We start from the raw sequence: 24053 nt of genomic DNA, 5'->3' as shown, positions 1-24053 counted from the left end.
TGAACTAAAATTGTATCATAATATTATTCCAAATACAATAGGTTTTTTGTGTAAAAATAGTTAATTTATGTTGATAAGGTGTTTTAAAAGTTATATTATAGATGCTAAGGATATATACTAAGTAAAGAAACTTTTGGAGGTAGTCCTCATGTCTATTACTTATGGTTTTATTATTCTCATTATACTAGCTTTTATTGTAGAATTTCTATCGATTGCTTTAAAAGTAACCGGCCTTGATATAGAAAAAGCTCGATTTCAAGTGATATCTATTATCACCCATACGGGTTTTACAACCAGGGAATCAGAAATGATTACCCAACACCCCACCAGAAGAAAAATCGCTATGAGCCTTATGTTGATTAGTTATGTGGGTGTTGCTATTCTTATTAGTATTATTGTCAATGCCTTTCAGGCTCAACAAACTTTTTTATATCTTATTCTTTATATTTCTCTAGCTTTATTGCTTTTAAGGTTCCTTCTTCGCAGGAGATATCTTTTAAATAAGTTTGAGACCTTCTTAGAAAAGCTCCTACGTCATCGCATGAAGGCTTACTCTAAGCATAAAAGCGTAGAAGAGGTATTAAGGTTAAACGATGAATATGGTGTAGTGGATTTCCTCATTGATGAAGGTCATGTGTTGCTGGGAGTCACCCTTGCTAAATCAAAGCTAAAAGAGAATTATATACAGGTCTTGAATATTGATAGAGGCTCTCATATTATACATTTTCCTAAAAATGATTTTATCTTTGCAGTGGGTGACAAAGTTTTAGTTTATGGTCAAATCGATAAAATACATCAATTTATACTAAATCAAAAGTTAGATACTATCAATTAATATAGGCCACTTCTCAGTGGCCTAAAATTATTCTACTAAATTAAAATCTATCTCTCTTTGCTTTATATCCACCTTTGCTACTTGAATATTCACAATCTCTCCTATTCTAAATATCCGTTTTCTTCGCTCACCAATTAAAATATGCTTTTCACTGTCATAGATATAATAGTCATCCACTAAGGAGCTTAGGCGAATCATGCCTTCTATGGTGTTGTCTAGCTCTACAAACATTCCAAAGGAGGTTACACTTGAAATGATACCTTCAAATACTTCTCCAATTCGCTGTGCCATATATTCCGCCTTCTTTAAATCTTCAGTTTCCCTTTCGGCTTCATCAGCTACTCCTTCTCTCAGAGAGGATTGTTCTGCAATATAGCCAACAGCTCCCTTTAGTTTTTGCTGACGGGCATCATCTAGCTTTCCTTGTAAATACTCTTTGATGATGCGATGAATAGCTAGGTCTGGATACCTCCTTATAGGTGAAGTAAAGTGACAGTAGTACTTGGCTGCTAAACCAAAATGACCTAAGTTATCAGAAGTATACCTCGCCTTTTTCAATGAACGAAGCATTAAGGTGCTAATTACAGTTTCTTCCTTCTGCCCCTGTATTTTTTTCAATAGCTCCTGTAGCATTTTAGGATGGACCTCATTGGTCATTCCCTTTAAATGATAACCAAAGTTATGAATAAATTTATTGAATTCCTCTAGTTTTTCTACATTAGGCTCTTCATGGACTCGATAAACAAAGGGTGCATTCATCCAGTAAAAGTTTTCAGCTACTGTTTCATTACAAACTAACATGAATTCTTCTATAATTCGATTGGCAATTCTTCTTTCGTATTTCTTTACATCAATAGGTCTTCCTTTATTATCTAAGACCACCTTTGCCTCATCGAAGTCAAAGTCAATAGCACCTCGGGTTTCTCTTCTATTCCTTAAAATTTTACTAAGTTCTTCCATATTCTTGAAATGCTGGATTAATGGCTTATATTTATGTATAAGGTCCTGATCTTGGTGTTCTAGAATATCCGATACATCTTCATAAATCATTCTTTCGTTGATATTAATAACACTTTCCATAATTTCATGACTAACAACCTTACCCCTTTTATCTATCTCCATAAATACCGACATAGCCAATCTATCTACTTGGGGGTTTAAGCTGCATATTCCATTGGATAGTTTTTTAGGTAGCATAGGAATTACCCGATCCACAAGATATACACTGGTGGCTCTTTTTAATGCCTCATTATCTAATTCTGTTCCTTCCCTAACATAATGGGCAACGTCTGCAATATGAACCCCAAGTTTATAGTTGCCGTTTGGTAGTTCCTCTAGAGATACAGCATCATCTAAATCCTTTGCATCGGCACCATCGATGGTAATCATTATAACATCTCTTAAATCCCTTCTTTTAGCTACGTCTTCTTCCTCTACAGTTTCTGAAATGCCTTCTATCTCTTTTTCTACTTCATAGGGGAACTCAGGGGTCAGCTTAAATTTCCGCATAATAGCCAAAATATCTGTTCCTGTATCGTTGCGATGGCCTAGCACTTCTGTAATTTTTCCCTCTGGATTTCTTCTTTGATCAGGCCATTCTACAATTTCGCATACTACTTTGTCTCCATGGTTTGCTCCATTTCTATCGGCCTTTGGAATAAATACATCTACATTGATTTTGTTATCATCGGGAACAACAAATCCAAAATTTCTACTATCTTCATAGGTACCTACGATCTCTTTATTTGCTCTTTCTAATATTCTTATGATTTCCCCTTCAGCCCTTTTAGTGCTGGTGTTCACCTGATTAATTCTAGCTATTACTCGATCCCGGTGCATCCCACCATTCATAAGGTTAGAGGGTATGAATACATCCTCTACATCAATGGTATCAGAGATGATAAAGCCAAAGCCTTTAGCATGTCCTTGTAAATAACCTACAATGAGACCCATCCTCTCTGGAACACCATATCTTTTTTTTCTTGTTTTTATAATAAGACCTTCTGCCACCATGTCATCCAGCAGCTTAAAAAATACAGTTTTTTCTTTTTGGTCTACTTCTAGAGCCTCCATCAACTCCTCCTCCAGCATAGGATTGTAGGCTGCTGTCCTCATAAACTCAACTATTCTCTCTTTTATTGTCAAAATTACCCCTCCTAACGACAAAGTTAGTAAATTATTTAAGTATCTTTTTTATAATTATTTATTCCTGTTTATAAGACTCTCCATATTTAGCTGGAAATTTAATTGAAAGTCTATTCTATACAAGATACTTCATGTGCATATATTTATTATTATCTATTTTTTCCATAAATATAAAATTATTTATTATCTAAGCCAATAATCATAGATAATGATGTTAATAATTTTGTTCATTATATATAATAATGGTACCCCTGCATAAAATTTCTTTTTGTTTTGTTTATGATGAAAAAATACCATTCCTATTAAAACACCTACTGCTCCCCCTAACAACCCTATGCTTAATAGGGTAATTTCTTTAATTCGCCATTGATTCTTTTTAGCTCTTTTTTTATCTATCCCCATCAGTAATATAGCTACTATGTTGATTCCAAGTATGTAAAGGCTATAAAAGTTTACGATAGTGGGGTATTCACCATAAATTTCTCTTGCAAAGCCCATGACATATCCCCCTTTTTTTACTTTTGGATAAAACGCCCTAAAAATTCATAAGCTAATGACTTCAATCTTTGATTTGATGGCAGTCCCTTATACAAGGTAAAAAAACTCTTAATCCTAGGATTAAGAGTTTTTGTGTAGTCTATTCAAAGAATCTAAGCAGTAATCCACCCATTTGAACAAACAATGGAGCGAATACAACAGATACAATTGTCATTAACTTAATTAGGATATTGATGGATGGTCCAGATGTATCCTTGAAGGGGTCCCCTACAGTATCACCAACAACTGCAGCTTTATGGGGTTCGCTTCCCTTACCGCCATGGTGTCCTTCTTCAATATATTTCTTAGCATTATCCCAAGCACCACCAGCATTAGCCATCATGATGGCCATTAAAACACCAGCAACTAGTGCTCCAGCTAATAACCCTCCTACTGCCTCTGGTCCTAATAATAAGCCAGTTAATATAGGTGCCGCAACTGCCAGTATTCCTGGGATTACCATTTCTCTTAATGCAGCAGCTGTGCTAATATCAACGCATTTAGCATATTCAGGTTTTGCCGTTCCTTCCATAATCCCTGGTATATCTCTAAATTGTCTTCTAACCTCTTCAATCATCTCAAAGGCAGCCTTACCTACAGCTTCCATTGTTAAAGCTGAGAATAAAAACGGTAGCATACCACCAATCAACATACCAGCGATAACATTTGGACTGGTAATATCAATAACAGATAACCCTACTGCTGCTGTATAGGTAGCAAATAATGCTAGGGCTGTTAAGGCGGCAGAACCGATAGCAAAGCCTTTTCCTATAGCAGCTGTTGTATTACCAACAGCATCTAGTTTATCGGTGATTTTTCTAACTTCTTTTGGTAGCTCACACATTTCTGCAATACCACCTGCATTGTCAGCAATTGGACCATAAGCATCTACGGCAATTGTCATTCCTGCTGTAGCCAGCATTCCTACAGCAGCTAAAGCTATTCCATATAGACCTGCAACACCGAATGCAATTAGAATTCCTAGTGCAATAATTAATATAGGCCATGCAGTTGATGCCATTCCTACAGCTAGTCCACTAATAATGGTTGTAGCCGGGCCAGTTTCAGATTGCTCTGCAATTTTCTTTACATGAGCAAACTCACTAGAAGTATATCTTTCTGTAATGTTAGCTATTAATAAACCTACGATTAGACCTGTTATAATTGCTAAAAATCCAGATATATTACCTAATAAGTATCTACTTAAAATAAATGCTACTACCACTGTAACTATACCACTTACATAGGTACCCATGTGTAAAGCTTTTGCTGGGTCTGTACCCTCGTCTCCCTTTACAAAGAAGGTTCCTACAATAGAAGCAAGGATACCTACCGCTGCCAATAGTAATGGAAATAATGCTCCTGGTACTCCATAAACCCCTAATCCTAAAGCAATAGCAGCTATAATAGAACCTACATAGGATTCAAATAAGTCCGCTCCCATACCAGCAACGTCACCTACATTATCTCCTACGTTGTCGGCAATAACAGCAGGGTTTCTTGGGTCATCCTCTGGAATCCCAGCCTCTACCTTTCCAACTAAGTCGGCTCCTACGTCAGCTGCCTTTGTATAAATACCGCCACCAACACGGCCAAATAATGCAATTGAAGATGCTCCTAAAGCAAATCCTGTTATAATTTCTGCAGCTTCTACCGCTGGTCTAATGCCAGACATTACAATGAATAGTCCTCCTACCCCTAAGAGACCTAATCCAACAACTGACATACCCATTACGGCACCACCTGAAAACGCAACACTAAGGGCTTTATTCATACCCCCTTCTTTAGCTGCATTAGCTGTTCTTACATTGGCTTTTGTAGCTACTTGCATTCCAAAAAAACCAGCTAAGCCAGAGAATAAAGCCCCTATAACAAAGCTGATAGCTGTTAAAACATTAATTGCTATAGCCAATACAACTGTTAGAGCTATAACAAAAATAGCTAAAGTTTTATATTCTCTAGTTAAAAAAGCCATTGATCCTTCCTGAATATATGAAGATATCTCCTTCATTCTTTCATTACCAACATCAACATTATTAATCTTGTTAGCAAGTACATAAGCAAAAATTAGTGCAACTAGTCCTACAATTGGTGCTAAAACAAATAAACCCATTTTCTGTGCTCCTCCTTTTATTCAGTTTTATAATTAATGTATAATTACTGTAGTGCGACTAATAAAATAGCAACAATAATAAATAATCCAGCAGCAACAGCTGTAACCTTACTTAGCATGCCTTCATATCCTCTACCTTGCTTTCCCCATAATTGTTCTGCTCCACCTGTAATTGATCCCGACAGTCCAGCGCTTTTGCCAGATTGTAATAATATGCTACCGATAAGTATGATGCTAGCTATTAATTGAATAACCATAAGTACTATTTTCATTATCTTTTCCACCTCCTATACTTCTAATTAACATAGTTATTTTAACACAGCACCTATGTAAAATCAACCAAATTCTTTACATAAAAAAGCAAATGACCCGAATCTTTGGTTCAGTATCAGTCACTTTCACAGAGTAAAAGGAATAAGGATGATATATCATCCTTATTCCCATTATTGGCATTTTTTGTATTTTTATACTTACTTTTTTAAATTATAGAATACTTCTTCCCCTAAGTATTGGGCAGTGGCTCCTAAAATATCTTCAATTCTTAAAAGCTGGTTGTATTTAGCAACACGGTCAGTTCTGGCTGGAGCCCCAGTTTTGATTTGTCCTGCATTTACAGCTACAGCAACGTCTGCAATAGTAGCATCCTCACTCTCTCCAGAACGATGGGAGATAACAGCTGTGTACCCAGCTCGTTTAGCCATTTCGATTGCATCTAATGTCTCTGTAATGGTACCAATTTGATTTAATTTGATTAAAATAGCATTAGCTGTTTTTGTTTGGATACCCTTTTTCAATCTTTCTGTATTGGTTACAAATAAATCGTCTCCAACGATTTGAATTCTGTCACCCAATCTTTCCGTCATGAGCTTCCAACCATCCCAATCATCTTCACTTAACCCATCTTCAATAGAGATAATTGGATATTTATTGATTAGATCTTCATAAAAGTCCACCATTTCTTCAGAGGTTTTTGTTACGCCTTCGCCCTCTAATTTATATATTTTCTCTTTTTCATCGTAGATCTCTGTTGCAGCTACGTCTAAAGCTAATTTAATTTCATCTCCTGGTTTGTATCCAGCAGCTTCAATGGCTTCAATAATTATTTGTAAAGCTTCTTCATTAGATGATAGATTCGGTGCAAACCCACCCTCATCACCTACTCCAGTAGCTAGACCTTTTTTCTTTAAAACTGCTTTAAGGTTGTGATAAATTTCAACACACATTCTCATACCCTCACTATAGGTTTCAGCACCTACAGGCATAATCATAAACTCTTGAATATCTACATTGTTATCAGCATGGGCTCCACCGTTTAAAATGTTCATCATTGGAACTGGTAACTGCTTTGCATTTACTCCCCCTAAATACTGGAATAAAGGCATACCCAACTCTTCTGCTGCAGCCTTAGCTACTGCCATAGAAACAGCTAAAATAGCATTAGCCCCTAATTTTCCTTTGTTTTCTGTTCCATCTAATTCAAGCATAATTTCATCAATAGCCACTTGATCCATAGCATCTAAACCTACTAACTCTGGTGCAATGGTTTCATTTACATTTTCAACTGCCTTTAAAACACCTTTTCCTAAAAATCTACTCTTGTCTCCATCCCTTAGTTCTACTGCTTCAAATGCTCCAGTAGATGCACCGGAGGGCACGATGGCGCTACCCATTACACCACTTTCTAAATATACTTCTACCTCTATTGTTGGATTACCTCTTGAATCAAGTACCTCTCTTGCATAAACATCACTAATAATTGTCATGTTTTTCTCTCCTTCCAATTTTAAGTTTAGTTTGTCCTTTAGTATACTCCTTTTATCCTATTACTTCCATGACGACAAAACAAGGATGACATCAAGTAACTTACATTACAGTTCAGTAGCAGACAAAACTTACTAGGCATTAAATTTTACTTTATTATTAAGCTGCTTCCTGTCATTTCATCTGGTTTTTCTAAGCCCATTAATTCTAATAGGGTTGGTGCTATATCACATAGCTTTCCATTGTCTCTTAATTCTACACCCCTCTGTCCTACTACTATCAATGGCACAGGGTTTGTAGTATGGGCGGTAATAGGACCTCCAGTTATTTCATCAATGAGTTCTTCAGAATTTCCATGATCAGATGTAACAATGGCCTTTCCGCCTTTTTGTAAAAGTTTTTCTATAACCCTACCTAAACAGCTATCTACTTTTTCCAATGCCTTTATTGCAGCCTCCATTACTCCTGTATGCCCTACCATATCTGGATTAGCATAATTTAGTACAATAAAATCATATTTATCTTTATCTAACTCCCCTAAAAGAGCTTCAGTTACTTCCTCTGCGCTCATTTCAGGTTGTAGATCATAGGTAGCTACTTGAGGTGAAGGAATTAACTTTCTATCCTCTCCTGGATTAGCTATTTCTACTCCACCATTGAAAAAATATGTGACGTGGGCATACTTTTCTGTTTCAGCAATCCTAAATTGCCTTAATCCTTTTTTGCCTATATACTGGCCTAATGTATTGCTTAAGCTTTGAGGTTCATAGGCTATATTGAGGTTTGTAATGGTTTTATCATATAGTGTCATAGTTACATAGTGAAGGGGTAAAGAGCCTTTTTCCCTCTCAAATCCATCAAAATCAATATCTATTAAAGCCCTAGTCATTTGTCTTGCTCTATCTGGACGGAAATTAAAGAAAATAACACCATCATTGGCATCAACTGTATCAACATTTCCTTTAGCATTGGGAATAACAGTGGGCAAGACAAACTCATCATTTTCTCCTAAATCATAGGCCATTTCCACTGCACCTAGAGGATCCTGTGCCAATCTACCTTTTCCCATAACTAATGTATCATAGGCTAGTTTTATTCTTTCCCACCGCTGATCACGATCCATAGCATAGTATCTGCCACAAATAGTAGATACTCTACCTATACCTAACTGTTGGATTTTTTCTACTAAACTACCAACATATTGTTTCGCACTTTGTGGGGGAGTATCTCTACCGTCTAGAAAGCAGTGGATATACACCTCTTGTAATTCATGTTCCTTTGCCATTTCTAACAAAGCAAATAAATGTTCTAGATGACTATGGACACCACCATCAGAAACTAAGCCCATCAAATGTAGCTTTGTGTTGTTGTTTTTAACATGGGAAATTACATCTAAAAATTTTTGATTTTTATAAAAATCTGCATCTTTTATTGCCTTAGAAATCCTTGTTAATTCTTGATAAACAATTCTTCCAGCACCAATATTTAGATGTCCCACCTCCGAATTCCCCATTTGTCCTTCCGGTAGTCCTACCGCCATACCACTGGCCTCCACTTGGGTATAGGGATAGGTATTTATTAGTTTATTGTAATTAGGCAAATCAGCTGATTTAATTGCATTGCCTAAATCCTTTTCTCTAATGCCAAAGCCATCTAAAATGATAAGCGCTACAGGTTTTTTCATAATAATCTTCCTTTCACCATCAGAGCCAATGCCACTCCTTCAGGGGGTTAAAAGTTTACAATTCCTAAAAACTCTTCTGCCTTCAGGCTGGCTCCCCCTACTAAAGCTCCATCGATGTCTTCTTGGTTCATAATCTCCGTTGCATTAGCTGCCTTCACACTGCCGCCATATTGAATAGGAACAATTTCTGAAATCTCTTCACCGTATTTTTCCTTGATTACTTGGCGGATGTAGGCAATAACTGCATTAGCATCCTCTGGAGAGGCTGTTTTGCCTGTTCCGATGGCCCATACTGGTTCATAGGCTACTACTATTTTTTTCACTTCTTCTTCATCTACATTTTCAAGAGCCTTTAATATCTGACCCTTTACAACTTCATAGGTTTTATCAGTTTCTCTTTCCTCTAGGGTTTCTCCTACACACAGGATTGGAATTAAATCCTTTTCTAGAGCTTTTATGACTTTTCTATTAACGGTTTCATCGGTTTCATTAAAATATTGTCTTCGTTCAGAATGTCCAATAATAACATAGTCTACTCCATGATCCTTTAGCATAGCTGCTGATATTTCTCCCGTATAGGCTCCACTATCCTCCCAGTGGATATTTTGTGCTCCTAATTTTATATTAGAGTCTACTATAGCCTTCTTTACCTCCCCCAATACTGTAAAGGGACAGCAAATGACCACCCTAACATCCGTCTTATCAACTTCTTTCTTTAATTCATTGACTAGTTGAAGAGCTTCTTCAACAGTATTATGCATTTTCCAGTTTCCTGCAATAATAGGTATTCTCATGGAATGATCTCCTCTCTATTTGTTCTCTAATACATCAATTCCCGGCAGAACCTTTCCTTCTAGAAATTCTAAGGAAGCCCCACCACCAGTGGATATATGGGTCATCTTATCAGCAAAGCCTAATTGCTCTACAGCTGCTGCACTATCTCCACCCCCGATAATGGTTGTAGCATCGCTTTCAGCCATAGCTCTAGCAACCTCCTTTGTCCCTACTGCAAAGGCTGGCATTTCAAAGACACCCATTGGTCCATTCCATATTATTGTTTTAGCTTGTTTTATTTTTTCACTAAACAGTGATATGGTTTCTATCCCAATATCTAACCCCATAGCATCTGAAGGTACATTACCTGCTTTTACAGTTGTATGTTCAGCATCAGCTTTAAACTCCTTAGCTACCACCGTGTCCATAGGTAAAAGAAGTTCTATATTTTTATCCTTGGCTTTTTTTATAAGGTCTAAAGCTAGTTGAATTTTATCCTCTTCTAACAGTGATTGGCCAATTTCATAGCCTTGTGCCTTTTGAAAGGTATAGGCCATTCCACCCCCAATAATTAGAGCGTCTACCTTGTCCATTAAGTTTTCTATGACACCAATCTTATCAGATACTTTAGCTCCTCCTAAAATGGCTACGAAAGGTCTTTCAGGGTTTTCTAAAGCTTTACCCATAAAATTCACTTCTTTTTCTATTAAGTAACCCATAGCCGAGGGTAAAAACTCTGCAACCCCAGCAGTGGAGCTATGGGCTCGGTGGGCAGTGCCAAAAGCATCATTTACAAACAAATCTCCTAGGGCAGCTAACTCTTTAGAAAACTCTGGATTGTTTTTTTCTTCTTCTTTCCTATAACGAACATTTTGCAATAGCATAACTTCTCCAGCCTTTAAACCCTTAGCCAATGCTTTCGTCTTTTCTCCTACCACCATATCATCATCAGCAAAAATAATCTCTTGATTAATTAATTCACTAATTCTTTTGGCTACTGGAGCTAAAGAATACTTAGGATCAGCCTCACCTTTAGGTCTTCCTAAATGGGACATAAGAATTACTGCTGCATTATTTTTCACTAGATATTGGATAGTAGGTAATGCTGCTCTAATTCTTATATCATCAGTAATTTCACCCTGGCTATTCATAGGCACATTAAAGTCACATCTTACCAATACCCTTTTGTTTTCAACAGCTAAATCCTCTACCGTTTTTTTGTTTAGCAATGACATAAATAACCCCTCCTGTTATTTGTTTAATTTGAGGCTTAGTGTATTTCTATTACCTATAAAATCGTTTTACAGGATGTAACAACTACTGGTCACATCCTGTATAGGCTTGTCTTCAAAATTTTTATCCTGTTTAATACCTGCTGTTTTATATTCCTTTACTCACCATATAGGAAACAAGATCTACTACCCTTACAGAATATCCCCACTCGTTGTCATACCATGATACAACCTTCACTAGATTTCCATCCATTACAATTGTAGATAACCCATCAATAATAGAGGAATTAGGGTCCTGTCTATAATCAATAGAAACCAATGGTTCCTCAGAAAAATCTAGAATTCCTTTTAATTCTCCAGCTGCAGCTTCTTTTAATACTCTATTTACTTCTTCAGCAGTAGTGCTTTTGTCAAGCTCAGCAACTAAATCTACTACGGAAACTGTTGGTGTTGGCACCCGCATAGCCATACCACTTAATTTGCCTTTTAATTGTGGTAATACTAAGGCCACCGCTTCAGCAGCTCCTGTTGTCGTTGGTATGATGGATTCAGCCGCCGCCCTTGCACGTCTTAAGTCCTCATGGGGTAAATCAAGGATCTGTTGATCATTGGTATAAGCATGGATTGTTGTCATTAATCCTTTTTTAATACCAAAATTTTCATCTAATATTTTTGCAAATGGTGCCAAACAGTTAGTAGTACAAGATGCATTGGAAACAATATGATGATTTGCTGGATCATATTTTTCTTCGTTTACACCCATAACAATGGTAATATCTTCTTTTTTAGCTGGTGCTGAAATAACAACCTTTTTGGCTCCAGCTGTAATATGTTTTTGAGCTTTATCTTTGCTTCTAAAAATACCTGTAGACTCTATTACAATATCTACCCCCAAGTCCCCCCAGGGTAACTGTTCTGGATCTCTTTCTGCAAAGATTTTTACTTCTTTACCATTTACAATAATTGCATCTTCCTTTACTTCAATCGTACCATTAAATTTACCATATAAACTGTCATATCTCAATAAATGAGCTAGGGTTTTAGGGTCTGTTAAATCATTAATAGCTACAATCTCCCAGTCCCTTTTTTCCTCTAGGGCCGCCTTAAATACATTTCTACCAATTCTTCCAAAACCATTAATTGCTACTTTTACACTCATGTTATTCCCTCCTAATATATATTTATAAATAAAATTATATTGCTATCAACATTACTATCAACTTTAATTATTTGATTTTTAAATCAATATTATTACTTCTTCTCTATTTATTTCAGTACTTCAATAATATTTCTATAGCAGCTGCTTCATCAGTAACCAACGTCATGGATTTTTTTAAGTTGGATATAGCCATGATTGCTTCTGCTTTGTTGGCCCCTCCAGCTACACCTATAACAGTAGAGATTTTTTCAAAATCCTTAAAACTGATACCTATAGTCTGCATCTCATATACAATTTCTCCACCCCTAGTGAAGTAATAGCCGAAGGCCTCTGCTACAGCCTTTAAGTCTTCTAACTTATCCATGATAGCAGGTGAAAGTTCTCTTCTTTTCGCCATTTTATCAGCCCTGCCTATGCCAAAAACCAATAAATTAACAGACTTTATTATACTGGTCACCTTTTGAATTTCAGGATCTTTTAAAATACTTTCCATGGCCTGTACGCCTAACATATCTGAGGCATGGAGTAGCTGATATTGACATTTTAACCTCCTAGCCATGTCTGCTGCAATGATATTAGACTGGTTTTCTACTTCTCTACCTATACCTCCACGGGCGGGAACCACAGTTACATTGCTGTATTTAGTAGGTTTTGTTATGCCCTTTGCAACTGCTGCCATGGTGGTACCTCCTGTAACACCAACAATCGTATTATAATAGATTGAACTTTCTATACAGGCTGCAGTGGCCTTCCCTATATCATCCAACACATAGTCATCTTCTTCAATATTTCCTGGTACAATAATAACATTATCTATAGCTAGTTTCTTTTTAAGCTTATCCTCTAGGTGTTTTATACCCCTAATCTTATATATGTATTCCTGTAGACCTTCAATAATTTGTTGTCCTTCTGATGTTACCACCATACCTGCTGCCGTTATTTCTACTAACCCCTGGTTTTTTAGAATTTCCACCTCACTTCTAATAATTCGTTCACCTATGGCCAGTTTGTTTGCCAAGCTTCTTCTTCCTATAGGTTGCATACCATAGATATTTCTTAGAATGTTAAAGCGTTTTTCCATAATCGTTAAAACCTCTGGAGCAATCTTTTTTTGCAGGTCTATAATATCATGCATAATTTTCCTTCTTTCTAGGACTTTTTTTGTCCCCCTAAATCATATTATGTCCCTATTGTGGCAAAAAAATAAAACCATCTATAAATAAATTATATAGCATTTTTTACTATTAATCAATATTTTTTTTATTTTTCTTATTTCAAAAAACCTAGGCGTTTCCTAGGTTTTTATTAGTATCTCTTTCGTTTAGATGAGGATGAGATATTTAAATCATCTCGATACTTGGCTACCGTTCTTCTTGAAACATTAATACCTCGAAGGGTTAATTGCTTGCATATTTTTTCATCGCTTAATGGTTTATGGGGATTTTCTAGTTCTACAATCTCTTTAATATAATTTTTTATGCTTTCAGCTGAAATTCCTTCTCCATCAGAGCCCTCTACCCCACTGGAGAAAAAGTATTTTAATTCAAATACACCTATAGGGGTATCAACATATTTTCCATTTGTAGCTCTACTTACAGTAGATTCATGGACTTGAATTTCTTCAGCAATTTCTTTAAGGGTCATGGGCTTAAGGTGTTTTTTTCCATATTCAAAAAAGTTTCTTTGCTTTTTTACAATCATTTCTACTACCTTGTAAATTGTTTGTCTTCTTTGTTCAATACTCCTAATAAGCCAAATAGCAGAATTTAATTTGTCATTTAAAAACTTTACAGTGTCAGAATTTTCATTTTCATTGGTTAATAATTTCCTATAATCATCTCTAATGGTTAGCCTTGGAGCATTTCTATCATTTAGTATAACTAAATATTCCCTACCTATTTTTTTTATTACAGCATCTGGAACTAAGTAGTTGTTGTTAATGGATGCAAATCTTCTCCCTGGTTTTGGCTCTAAAGTCCTTATAAAATCACATATATCCTGAACTTCCTTTGTAGTAATATCCATTTTTTTTGCAATAAGAGGGTATTTATTTTCTGCTACTTCCTCTAAATGGTTTTCTACAAGTTTGTAAACGTTGTCACTAATTCCGTGTAATTGTTCTAATTGTATCAATAAACATTCCTTAAGATTTCGGGCCGCTACACCTGGAGGGTCGAAGGTTTGTATGATTTTCAAAATATTTTCCACAGTACTAGGTTCTTCTTGAAGTTCTTTAGCGATTTCCTCAACAGATATGGTTAAGTAGCCGTTTTCGTTGAGATTATTAATAATGTATTCTCCAATTTCATTGTATTTATAATCTAGGAGGGTTATATGATATTGAAATAAAAGGTGCTCCTGGAGGGTAGTTTCTTTAGAAACAATATTCTCATAGTTAAATTGTTCATCTTCATTGTATGGTTTTTTAGCATACTCATAGTTATCAAAGTCTTCTACATATTCCTTCCAATTGATTTTTTCTTCTACTGGTCCTTCCGTTTCGTTTCCTGGTAATTCAGGAGTATCTTGGTTTATTTCTAAAATGGGATTGGTTTCCACTTGTTGTTCAATATATTGATCTAACTCAATACTAGCCAACTGAAGAATTTTTATCGCTTGTTTCAATTGTGGTGTCATAACTAGTTTTTGCGATTGTTCTAGATGTAAATTATATCCCATTTTCATGGTAACCACCCCTTCATTTCAGTCTATATATTTATTATAACATTTAATAATATAAAAATCAAAGGTATATGAATTTTATTGGCATAAAAATTGCATAAGACCCCCAGCATAAAGCTGAGGGCTTTTACATGATTTACCTCTCTCCTTTTTCATAGGGAGTTCCAACAGCAGCTGGTGCATTTGCCCTCCCCACAAAGCCCATTAACACGATTAAGGTTAAAACATAAGGAAGCATAGATAAAATTTGTACAGATATTTCAAATGGTGCATCGGCCCTGCCTAAATAAACCACCAAACCATTGGAAACACCAAATAAAAGGCAGGCCCACATAGCACCTTGGGGTTTCCATTTTCCAAAAATCATGGCTGCCAATGCTATAAAACCATGTCCTGAGATAAGTGTAGGTCGAAAGTTGGATACGATGGCTAAGCTCATAGATGCACCCCCAAAACCTGCTAAAGCACCAGATAAAATTACACATAAATATCGTATGTTATATATGTTTACTCCTAATGTATCAACTGCCCTAGGGTGTTCTCCAACTGCTCTTATTCTTAGACCTAGCTTTGTCTTATATAATAAGTACCATATAATAAAAACTAGTAAAAAAGCCATGTAAACTGTAGCATACTGATTAAAAACTAAATCAAAGAAGGAATTTCGAGGGAATACACCATTTAAAGGTCTAGGCATTTTGTTATCTAAAGGAATGGCTTTTGTCATGGTGGCACCTTCAAAGAAAAGTCTACTTAAAAATAATGCCAAACCTGGTCCTAAAAAGTTGATTGCTATCCCGGATACCACTTGATCAGCATCAAAGGTTACACAAGCAATAGCATGTAATAAAGCAAGGCCTCCCCCCGCCAGTCCTGCAGCTAAAAATGCCAACCAAGGATTACCATAATAAAAGCCAACCGTAGCTCCTGCCAAAGCACCTATGGTCATCATTCCCTCTAATCCAATATTTACTACCCCAGAGTTTTCTGATACAACACCTCCTAGGGCCGCATAAATCAAGGGTGTAGAATACATTAATGTGGTTCCTATGATAAATCCTAAACTATCCAGCATTTTTAGCACCCCTTTTCTTCTTTAAGCTTTGTAGAGTATATTTTATTAATTTAGGCATCGCAATAAAAAATACGATGGTTCCTATCATAATCTGAATAACCTCTGAAGGAGCCCCTAGGGCCGGTTGAATTTTAGAGCCACCATACTGTAAAGCACTAAATAACAATCCAGCAAGAACAACACCGATGGAAGTGTTTCCACCAATTAGGGCGACAGCAATACCGTTAAATCCAAAGCCTTCCATAGCTGATAAACTAGCAATACTTTTTGAAATTCCCATAACATGTAATCCCCCAGCAGCTCCTGCTAACCCCCCAGCAATAACCATCGATCTAAACATACTTTTGGAAACATTGATGCCACCATACTCAGCAGCATGCTTGTTATACCCCACTGCCTTTAATTCATAGCCTAGGGTTGTCTTATTTAATATAAACCATACAAGAACTGCTAAAAGAATAGCTATGACAAATCCCCAGTTTAAGGGGGTTCTTAAGGCATCTCCTAAGAAATCATGACCTTTTAACCATTCTCTTCCTTCCGGAGATCTTTTCCATTGTTCTAACAAAACAGTGCTGGCAGATCTTTGTATCTCATGGGTTCTCTGGGAAGTAGCCCTTCTAAACCCTTCTAGTAATACAATATAATTGTTTAAGTAAAGAGCTATCCAGTTTAACATGATAGTGGAAATAACTTCATGTACACCAAATTTTGCCTTTAAAAATCCAGCTATTCCTCCCCATACTCCAGCAGCAACTATGGCTGATAGCAATACCAGTGGGATATGGATAATGGCAGGCAGTTCTACAATATAACCAACAATGGCAGCAGCGATAGCACCTATTATAAATTGGCCTTCAGCACCTATATTAAATAGCCCGGTTTTAAAGGCAAAGGCTATGGATAATCCTGTAATAATAATAGGGGTAGAACCAATAATGGTCCATGCCACATAACTAGGTCGACTAAATACCCCTCGAATCATAACACTATAGGCTTCTGTTGGACTAAATCCAGCTAGGGCTAAAATTACAGCCCCTATAATAAAACCTAATAATATAGATATAATACTGAAGCTAAAACTCCCTTTTGAAATAAACGCCAATAATTTTTCACCAATTGATTTATTTTTCACCTTTATTACCTCCTCCCGCCATCATAAGGCCAAGGGTGTTTTCATCTGCGTCCTTTGCATCTATGATACCTACAATATTCCCTTCATAGATTACTGCAATACGATCTGAAACGTTCATAACTTCATCCAGCTCAAGAGATACCAATAACACAGCTTTATTTTTATCCCGTTGCTCCACCAAAGACTTGTGAACAAACTCTATTGCCCCTACATCCAAACCTCTAGTTGGCTGTGCTGCTATAAGGATGTCAGGATCATTGGTTACTTCCCTAGCTATGATTACCTTTTGTTGATTTCCTCCTGAAAGAGTTCTAGCCTTAATAGTTTCATCCTCTGGCCGGATATCAAATTTTTTAACTAATTTCTTTGCAAACCCATTGATTGCATTTTTATTTAAAATACCTTTTTTAGCAAAGGGATTCTTTTGATAATTTTCCAAAATCATATTTTCAGCGACAGTATAGTCCAAAACTAGACCACGTTTTTGCCGGTCTTCTGGGATAGAAGACATTTTGTTGGTAATAATTTCTCGAGGAGATTTATTGCTTATGTCTATGCCATTCACTGTAACTTTTCCAGACTCTATAGCCCTAAGTCCCGTCAGTGCTTCAATCAATTCAGTCTGTCCATTCCCGTCTACTCCAGCAATTCCTAGAATCTCCCCTGCATAAACCTCTAATGACAGTCCTCTGACAGCTTCTATATTTCTATTATCCTTTACAATTAAATCTTCAATTTTTAAAACAACTTCTCCTTTTTCTTTATCTTCCTTATTTACTTTAAAGCTTACTTCTCTGCCTACCATTTTTGCTGCCAGTTCTGTTTCTGTTGTATCTTCTACCTTTATAGTATCAATATGTTTTCCCCGTCTAATAATGGTGCAGTAATCAGCAGCTTCCTTTATTTCCTTTAGTTTATGGGTAATAATAATGATTGTTTTCCCCTGTTCAGTAAGATTTCTCATGATTCCAATAAGCTCTTTTATTTCCTGAGGTGTCAGTACAGCAGTAGGCTCGTCTAAAATAAGAATTTCAGCACCTCTATACAATGCCTTTAATATTTCCACCCTCTGCTGCATACCAACAGAAATATCATAGATTTTGTCATTGGGATTTACATGCAAGCCATATTTTTTTGATATTTCTTCAACGTCTGCCACAGCCTTTTTCATGTCCATTTTCCCCATAAAAACCGTTGGTTCCATGCCCAGGACGATATTTTCTGCTACGGTAAAAGGTTCCACAAGCATAAAATGCTGATGTACCATCCCTATACCCTTTTTAATAGCTATATTGGGATCAGTAATATTGGCCCTTTCACCCTTTATATGTATTTCTCCTGATGTTGGATGATACAATCCATAAAGTATATTCATCAATGTGGACTTTCCTGCACCATTCTCACCTAATAAAGCATGAATTTCTCCTTTATGGACCGTAAGGTTAATATTATCATTTGCTACAAATTCACCGAATTTCTTTGTTATATTTTTCATTTCTATTACCCTACAGTCAAAATCGATATTCCTCAACCAATTCCCCTCCGTTTCTCTCAGTAATTACAAACCTTTATTCCATAAATAATATTATACTATATACTATTTTAATAGTATATATATGGAAATATCAATATAAAGCTAAATATATTTTAAAGCAAAACCTTCTTTTACAAGAAGGAAAACAACAATAAAGATAAAAGCTCAGGATATAACCTGAGCTTTTATCTTTATTGTTCCTATATTGCTGACTACTTATTAATAGTTTTCATCATAGTCTTCTTTGTTGTTTGGTACAAAGATTTCTCCAGCGATGATTTGCTTTTCTATTTCGGCAACCTCTTCTAGTATTTCCGCAGGTACATGTTTATCAGAAGTAGGAGCAATTCCTACACCACCATCTTCTAAACCGTACACTATTGTTTGTCCACCTAGGAATTTACCATCCTTTAATTGTTCAGCAATCATAAAGATAGCATTGTCTACACGTTTCATGGCAGATGTAATTACATGATCAGGTGCCAAATGGTTTTGATCCATATCTACACCAATAGCATATTTATCTTGCTCTCTTGCAGCTTCAATAACCCCGTCACCTGTTCCACCAGCAGCATGGAATACAATGTCAGCTCCTTGTTGGTACATTTGGTTAGCTATAGCTTTACCTCTAGCTGCATCAACAAAGGAGTCAGCGTATTGCACTAACACTTCTGCATCTGGATTAGCATGCTTTACCCCTGCCATAAATCCATAGTGGAAACCATGGATTACCGGGAAGTCCATACCACCGACAAATCCTACTTTGTTGGTCTCTGTCATTTTACCAGCAATGTATCCTACTAGGAAGGATGCTTGCTCATCTTTAAATAATACCCCTACTAGATTATCTGGTGTTTCATCCCCATAATCATAGTCGATGATGGCATACTTTTGATCTGGGTTAAATTCTGCAGCCGCTAAAAGGGCATCTCCCATCATAAAACCAATGCCCCAAATCAAGTCATTACCTGCATCTAGTAAAGTCTCAAGGTTTCTTTCATAATCAGCATCTTGCTCTGACTCTACATAGCTAACATTGAAGCCTAGTTCTGCTTCGGCTTTTTTGTGACCTTCCCATGCAGATTCATTGAAGGATTGGTCATTTACTCCACCTACATCTGTTACCATAGCCATGTTAAATTGTTCTGCATCAGCTGCTGGTTCTTCTGTTTCTGTCGGTTCTTCAGGTGCTGGGTCTTGTGTAGCTCCACCCCCACAGCCTACTAATGCAGTCCCCATAAGCAGTAGTACCAACATTAAAGCTAATAACCTTTTAAACATAAAAAACTACCTCCCTTTTTCTCTTTTAAATGTACTTAATTCCCCCTATTTTTATAACCAATAGGAAATTATAAAAAATCCATTCTTTAGATAAGTTATAATTTCCTGTTGATTCAAAAAAGTTATCCTTTAAATTTTCAAAGGAATGCTTTTTTTATAGGTACAAAGTATTAATTCTATACAAATTAGTATTTTCCTTCCAGTTAAATAAAAATTTGCATCTTTAAAACTTTATTAAATCCCTCTATTTTTCTACAAAATATTATCTATATGTATTTTAAAAACTATTATTTCTTAATATGAGGGTAAATGAAGTAGTACATTCTCTTTTTCCATATTGGGATTATACCATTTGTCTAAATACCTACATAACAAAAGCCCTTTAAAGAATCCTTTCTATTAAAAGGCTTTTTTATAATTAAAAATCATTGTTATGATGGAACCTTAACTAAATAATTCATTTATAATACGGGCTGCTAGAGTTCTAGGTAATAATACGGGTTTTCCTGAAGTCCGGTGTACATCTTGTTTCATCTTTACAGAATATCCCATACAATCCATAAAGATAAGAGATATATCCTTATCACGAAACCCTTCTGCTGCCTTTATAATATTATTCCCCTCTTCATAAGGAGATGCCACTTGTACTTCGATTTCTACACCGTGGTGATTCCACCAATATTTAATCATCTCCACTTGATCCTTATCTGGTACTATCACACCCACCTTATTTCCATCGCTTAGTTTTTGTGTTATATTATGAAACATTTCTTGGGGTTTGATCAATAAGACATCATGAGAAAACTTGGGAAAAGGACCAGTACACAGCATTAGTATAGCCTTACAATGTCTTTCCTCTAAGTTTTGGATACACTCCTGCAATAGAGGTATAATTTTTTCTTCTGCTAATTTTACTTGTCTTCCGTCCCGCATTCTACTAACCAACACAGTGGAATCTGGATGGGGATAAAAGTTGTTTTGTACCTCATTATAATCAAAAGAATCTAGTGCACCTTTTTCAATTATTTCAAACTTGGCTCCTAATATACCTCTAATATCCTCCATGATATCATTTCGTGGTGATTGTCCAATTGTAATAACTCCTATCTTTACTTTTTCTTCTTGTATGTCTGTATCCAATTTGTTCACCCTCTTATTACATATATTTATAAATAAATTTATGTTTTTAGTAAAATTGCTATTGCTATTATGATGGATTACTTTTAAACTAATATAATAATAAAATCTTTTATACATATTTGTACATTTTTTGACATTTTTTATTCTGAACATTATAAACGCTAGAGGTGGTATATATGAAACTCCATTGTTTTGCAAAAACAAACCATTTAACTTTGCTTTGTCATCCAAGTGATTCCAATATTTTTCAACAGGATATCCGTCGTATCTCTGTTGTTACTTTTCCTGGAAATCTTTTTTGGGTGAAAGAGAATGACTTAGTATTTATTGTCTTAGATCTTCTCTCCAATGAAGATAGAATAAAAGTATTTAAAAGTCTTATTGCAAAAAATATTACTGCATGCTGCATACTCCCTTACCAAAACAAGATTTCTATGGATAAAGAAATTATAAAGATATGTGAGGAAAACAAATTACCCTTATTTCATTTTTTAAAAAATGATGCTTATCAAGCCTTTTTGTTTCAAGTTTTATGTGAAATTATGAATAAGGATAATATTTTGGCATTCATCAAGCAACAACTGAGAAATAATATTGTATCCTTAATGAATACCAACTATTTTCATGCTGAAAACTTGATACATCTTGTAAGTCTTTTTCTTCAGCGAGAATGCTATTTATTATCTAAACAGTTTAATTTACTATATCATTGTAGCCCTCAACAAAAGAAGTTATCCTTTGATTTACCATTGAAAAAATGGTCCCAGGAACTATCAGATTGGTATATAGATCATCCTTATGCTCTAGACCCTATTATTTTTGATCATGAGGAACAAGAATACTATTGTTTTCCACTAAAAACAGAAAAACAAGTTATTGGTTATTTATGTATAGAAAAAATCCATAGACAATTTGGAGATTTGGATCCTTATTTTATTATTGAAATACTCTCTAATTTTATATTATCTATGATTAATACTTCTAAGAACGATCTAATCCATCAAAAATCTATAGATGAATATTTACAAAATGTTTTATATGGTTTATTCACCGATGAAACTACCCTTAAAAGAGAAACAAATTATTATCATTTTGATTATTATTTAAATCGATATGTCTGGATTCTACAAATTCAACAGTTAAATAAAAAAATGCAATCCTTTGAAAATCAAGTGCCTAATACCATTTTGTCTAAAATAAAGGATCTAGCAGAGGAAACTTTCTATCAAAATAGTTTCTTAATAGAAAAATCACAAATTATTTCGATTCATGTCAAAGATGAAATGCCTAATGAAAAAATATTAACCAAGCTTCAAATGTTATTAAACAATCTTGAAATACAGTTTCCAGAATATAATTTTTCTATTGGGATAAGTAGATCTTATAGGGATATGTATAGTTTAAAATATGCTTACCAAGATGCTACATTTAGCTTAATTATGGGGAAAATATTATTCTCCACTACAAAGAAAATTTTTAGCTATGATGATTTGCTAATCCACCATTTTTTATATCAGCAAATCGATAATCCCATTCTCGACAGACTTTATATGAATACAATTCAAAAAATAAAAATACATGATATGGAGAAACAGGATCATTTATATGAAACACTCAATGAAATCATTTATTGCGATTTTAACCTAACACAAGCCCATGATAATTTATACATTCATAGAAATACCCTTTATCAACGGATAAAAAAAATTGAAAAAATCATTGGTTTATCTATGAAAAGCTCTGAAACCAAGCTACTACTTCAAATAGGACTTAAATTAGATCATATATATAATGTTATCAATCAATCTACAATGGCCCACTAACTTTTATACACAATTTCACCATTAATCAAAGTCATTGTAACTTTAGACATACTCTTTAGGGGATCACCGTCAAATACAACGATGTCTGCATCCTTACCTACTTTAATACTACCTATTCGGTTATCCAAGCCTAAAGCTTTTGCTGGGTTAATTGTGATGGATTTTAATGCTTCTTTATAAACCATTCCTTCTTTAACTGCAATAGCTGCAGAAAGTGTAAGCAATTCTACTGATACATCAGGATGATGGGTTGTAATACAGGTGCAAAGTCCCCTAGATGACAACAGATGTCCACTATCAGCACGCCTATTCTGCAGCTCCAAACTTGATTGATCTGTTAGGCAAGAACCTAAAAACACAGGAATGTTGGCTCTCTCCAGTTCATTTAATACCATATATCCCTCTGTACCGTAATCGACAAGGATATTTATATTAAACTCTTGTTTAATTCTAATTGCAATCAAAATATCTTGGGCTTTGTGGGCTGTAATCTTTAAAGGACATTTTCCCTCTATCACCTTTTCAAGAGCTTCATATTTTAAACTATAATTAGTGAAATCAATTTTCCCAGCTTTTTTCTTCTTAATATATATTTGTGTGTCTAATAATGTCTTTCTAAGAAGGTGGACAATCCCCATACGAGATAGAGGTGTTTCCTGCTTATTTTGGTTCCATTTTTTTGTTGAGTCCCCTAAGTTTGCTTGTATATATACAAAAGGATTAATAATTCTTTTCTCTAATATATCTCTCTTAGTCTTCACTGCACAGCTTTGACTGCCTATTACATTGTCATGTCCTGAATTCACTACAACAGTGGTTACCCCGTTTCTCAATGCATTATCAAAACATTCATCCCATGGATATATGCCATCCCTTGTATTTAAGTGAGGGGTTATTGGTATGTGCTTTTCACTAACATCATCCCCCTCAAACTTCTTGCCTGATTCAATTAATCCTAAATGAGTGCTACCATCAATAAGTCCTGGCAACACAATTTGATGATGTAGATCAATAGTTTCGATATCTGATGCCTGAATATTATGACCTATATGAACAATTCGTCCATTATCTATTAATATATCACCATAACAAATGATTTCGTCCTCCATGGTGAATATTTTGCCATTTTTTAATAATAACATG

19 protein-coding genes are annotated in these 24053 nt (G+C 35.3%); 2 read left to right on the top strand and 17 right to left on the bottom strand.

Annotated features, from left to right (window positions below):
* The first annotated feature begins 148 nt into the window (after positions 1-148).
* Positions 149-835 (top strand): TrkA C-terminal domain-containing protein, encoded by a 687-nt coding sequence (locus tag BLS22_RS09025; RefSeq protein WP_090553417.1) that lies wholly within the window; start codon positions 149-151, stop codon positions 833-835.
* A 27-nt stretch (positions 836-862) separates the two neighbouring features.
* On the opposite strand, the gene rnr is transcribed toward BLS22_RS09025, so the two are convergent.
* The 16 genes from rnr to BLS22_RS08945 all read right to left on the bottom strand — a co-directional run bounded on the left by rnr (position 863) and on the right by BLS22_RS08945 (position 21087).
* Positions 863-2980 carry a ribonuclease R gene (gene rnr, locus BLS22_RS09020; RefSeq protein WP_090553416.1) on the bottom strand — a complete coding sequence of 706 codons (2118 nt, stop codon included), beginning with the start codon at positions 2978-2980 and terminating at the stop codon, positions 863-865.
* 183 nt (positions 2981-3163) lie between these two features.
* Positions 3164-3478 carry a DUF1294 domain-containing protein gene (locus BLS22_RS09015; protein WP_090553415.1) on the bottom strand — a complete coding sequence of 105 codons (315 nt, stop codon included), beginning with the start codon at positions 3476-3478 and terminating at the stop codon, positions 3164-3166.
* Between the two features lie 139 nt (positions 3479-3617).
* A complete protein-coding gene (locus tag BLS22_RS09010) occupies positions 3618-5630 on the bottom strand; it encodes a sodium-translocating pyrophosphatase (protein ID WP_090553414.1) in 2013 nt (670 codons plus the stop codon).
* 44 nt (positions 5631-5674) lie between these two features.
* The gene (secG, locus tag BLS22_RS09005) at positions 5675-5902 is read right to left on the bottom strand and encodes a preprotein translocase subunit SecG (RefSeq protein ID WP_208974687.1); all 228 of its coding nucleotides are present in this window, start codon (positions 5900-5902) and stop codon (positions 5675-5677) included.
* 198 nt (positions 5903-6100) lie between these two features.
* Positions 6101-7393: a phosphopyruvate hydratase gene (gene eno, locus BLS22_RS09000; protein WP_090553413.1), complete on the bottom strand. Its 1293-nt coding sequence runs from the start codon at positions 7391-7393 to the stop codon at positions 6101-6103.
* A 146-nt stretch (positions 7394-7539) separates the two neighbouring features.
* Positions 7540-9075 carry a 2,3-bisphosphoglycerate-independent phosphoglycerate mutase gene (gene gpmI, locus BLS22_RS08995; RefSeq protein WP_176762115.1) on the bottom strand — a complete coding sequence of 512 codons (1536 nt, stop codon included), beginning with the start codon at positions 9073-9075 and terminating at the stop codon, positions 7540-7542.
* A 47-nt stretch (positions 9076-9122) separates the two neighbouring features.
* Complete coding sequence (tpiA, locus tag BLS22_RS08990) at positions 9123-9869, bottom strand: triose-phosphate isomerase (protein ID WP_090553411.1); 747 nt, start codon at positions 9867-9869, stop codon at positions 9123-9125.
* A gap of 15 nt (positions 9870-9884) precedes the next feature.
* A complete protein-coding gene (locus tag BLS22_RS08985; protein WP_090553410.1) occupies positions 9885-11084 on the bottom strand; it encodes a phosphoglycerate kinase in 1200 nt (399 codons plus the stop codon).
* Between the two features lie 145 nt (positions 11085-11229).
* The gene (gap, locus tag BLS22_RS08980; protein ID WP_090553409.1) at positions 11230-12240 is read right to left on the bottom strand and encodes a type I glyceraldehyde-3-phosphate dehydrogenase; all 1011 of its coding nucleotides are present in this window, start codon (positions 12238-12240) and stop codon (positions 11230-11232) included.
* 112 nt (positions 12241-12352) lie between these two features.
* Entirely contained in the window at positions 12353-13375 is a 1023-nt protein-coding gene (locus tag BLS22_RS08975) for a sugar-binding transcriptional regulator (RefSeq protein WP_090553408.1), read from the bottom strand.
* A gap of 170 nt (positions 13376-13545) precedes the next feature.
* On the bottom strand, positions 13546-14925 hold the full coding sequence (gene rpoN / locus BLS22_RS08970) for an RNA polymerase factor sigma-54 (protein ID WP_090553407.1): 1380 nt from the start codon (positions 14923-14925) through the stop codon (positions 13546-13548).
* Positions 14926-15058: 133 nt separating this feature from the next.
* Positions 15059-15997 (bottom strand): ABC transporter permease, encoded by a 939-nt coding sequence (locus BLS22_RS08965; RefSeq protein WP_176762114.1) that lies wholly within the window; start codon positions 15995-15997, stop codon positions 15059-15061.
* Positions 15987-17132 (bottom strand): ABC transporter permease, encoded by a 1146-nt coding sequence (locus BLS22_RS08960; protein ID WP_176762113.1) that lies wholly within the window; start codon positions 17130-17132, stop codon positions 15987-15989. Before BLS22_RS08960 ends, BLS22_RS08965 begins: the two co-directional genes overlap by 11 nt.
* A complete protein-coding gene (locus tag BLS22_RS08955) occupies positions 17122-18627 on the bottom strand; it encodes an ABC transporter ATP-binding protein (protein WP_090553578.1) in 1506 nt (501 codons plus the stop codon). Before BLS22_RS08955 ends, BLS22_RS08960 begins: the two co-directional genes overlap by 11 nt.
* 258 nt (positions 18628-18885) lie before the next feature.
* On the bottom strand, positions 18886-19947 hold the full coding sequence (locus BLS22_RS08950) for a BMP family lipoprotein (protein ID WP_090553405.1): 1062 nt from the start codon (positions 19945-19947) through the stop codon (positions 18886-18888).
* A 444-nt stretch (positions 19948-20391) separates the two neighbouring features.
* Entirely contained in the window at positions 20392-21087 is a 696-nt protein-coding gene (locus tag BLS22_RS08945) for an AroM family protein (RefSeq protein ID WP_176762112.1), read from the bottom strand.
* Between the two features lie 176 nt (positions 21088-21263).
* Between BLS22_RS08945 and BLS22_RS08940 the strand changes: the two genes are divergently transcribed.
* Positions 21264-22910, top strand: coding sequence for a PucR family transcriptional regulator (locus BLS22_RS08940; RefSeq protein WP_090553403.1), 1647 nt, complete (start codon positions 21264-21266; stop codon positions 22908-22910).
* Here BLS22_RS08940 and BLS22_RS08935 read toward each other — a convergent pair.
* On the bottom strand, positions 22907-24052 hold the full coding sequence (locus tag BLS22_RS08935; protein WP_090553402.1) for an amidohydrolase family protein: 1146 nt from the start codon (positions 24050-24052) through the stop codon (positions 22907-22909). The genes BLS22_RS08940 and BLS22_RS08935 overlap by 4 nt on opposite strands.
* Between the last annotated feature and the right edge of the window lies 1 nt (position 24053).

Origin of the sequence: Natronincola ferrireducens, assembly GCF_900100845.1 — a bacterium.
In the GTDB taxonomy this organism is placed as follows: Bacteria; Bacillota; Clostridia; order Peptostreptococcales; family Natronincolaceae; genus Natronincola_B; species Natronincola_B ferrireducens.
The sequence above is the reverse complement of the archived record's forward strand: the minus strand, read 5'-3'. Positions and strand labels throughout refer to the sequence as shown.

What these genes read in the sequence shown, in the direction of transcription:
- BLS22_RS09025 (WP_090553417.1), top strand. Translation starts at nt 149, where the DNA reads ATGTCTATTACTTATGGTTTTATTATTCTCATTATACTAGCTTTTATT.
- BLS22_RS08975 (WP_090553408.1), bottom strand. Translation starts at nt 13,375, where the DNA reads ATGCATGATATTATAGACCTGCAAAAAAAGATTGCTCCAGAGGTTTTA.
- gap (WP_090553409.1), bottom strand. Translation starts at nt 12,240, where the DNA reads ATGAGTGTAAAAGTAGCAATTAATGGTTTTGGAAGAATTGGTAGAAAT.
- BLS22_RS08965 (WP_176762114.1), bottom strand. Translation starts at nt 15,997, where the DNA reads ATGCTGGATAGTTTAGGATTTATCATAGGAACCACATTAATGTATTCT.
- secG (WP_208974687.1), bottom strand. Translation starts at nt 5,902, where the DNA reads ATGAAAATAGTACTTATGGTTATTCAATTAATAGCTAGCATCATACTT.
- rpoN (WP_090553407.1), bottom strand. Translation starts at nt 14,925, where the DNA reads ATGAAAATGGGATATAATTTACATCTAGAACAATCGCAAAAACTAGTT.
- BLS22_RS08955 (WP_090553578.1), bottom strand. Translation starts at nt 18,627, where the DNA reads ATGAAAAATATAACAAAGAAATTCGGTGAATTTGTAGCAAATGATAAT.
- BLS22_RS08950 (WP_090553405.1), bottom strand. Translation starts at nt 19,947, where the DNA reads ATGTTTAAAAGGTTATTAGCTTTAATGTTGGTACTACTGCTTATGGGG.
- tpiA (WP_090553411.1), bottom strand. Translation starts at nt 9,869, where the DNA reads ATGAGAATACCTATTATTGCAGGAAACTGGAAAATGCATAATACTGTT.
- BLS22_RS08940 (WP_090553403.1), top strand. Translation starts at nt 21,264, where the DNA reads ATGAAACTCCATTGTTTTGCAAAAACAAACCATTTAACTTTGCTTTGT.
- BLS22_RS09010 (WP_090553414.1), bottom strand. Translation starts at nt 5,630, where the DNA reads ATGGGTTTATTTGTTTTAGCACCAATTGTAGGACTAGTTGCACTAATT.
- BLS22_RS08985 (WP_090553410.1), bottom strand. Translation starts at nt 11,084, where the DNA reads ATGTCATTGCTAAACAAAAAAACGGTAGAGGATTTAGCTGTTGAAAAC.
- gpmI (WP_176762115.1), bottom strand. Translation starts at nt 9,075, where the DNA reads ATGAAAAAACCTGTAGCGCTTATCATTTTAGATGGCTTTGGCATTAGA.
- BLS22_RS09015 (WP_090553415.1), bottom strand. Translation starts at nt 3,478, where the DNA reads ATGGGCTTTGCAAGAGAAATTTATGGTGAATACCCCACTATCGTAAAC.
- eno (WP_090553413.1), bottom strand. Translation starts at nt 7,393, where the DNA reads ATGACAATTATTAGTGATGTTTATGCAAGAGAGGTACTTGATTCAAGA.
- BLS22_RS08935 (WP_090553402.1), bottom strand. Translation starts at nt 24,052, where the DNA reads ATGTTATTATTAAAAAATGGCAAAATATTCACCATGGAGGACGAAATC.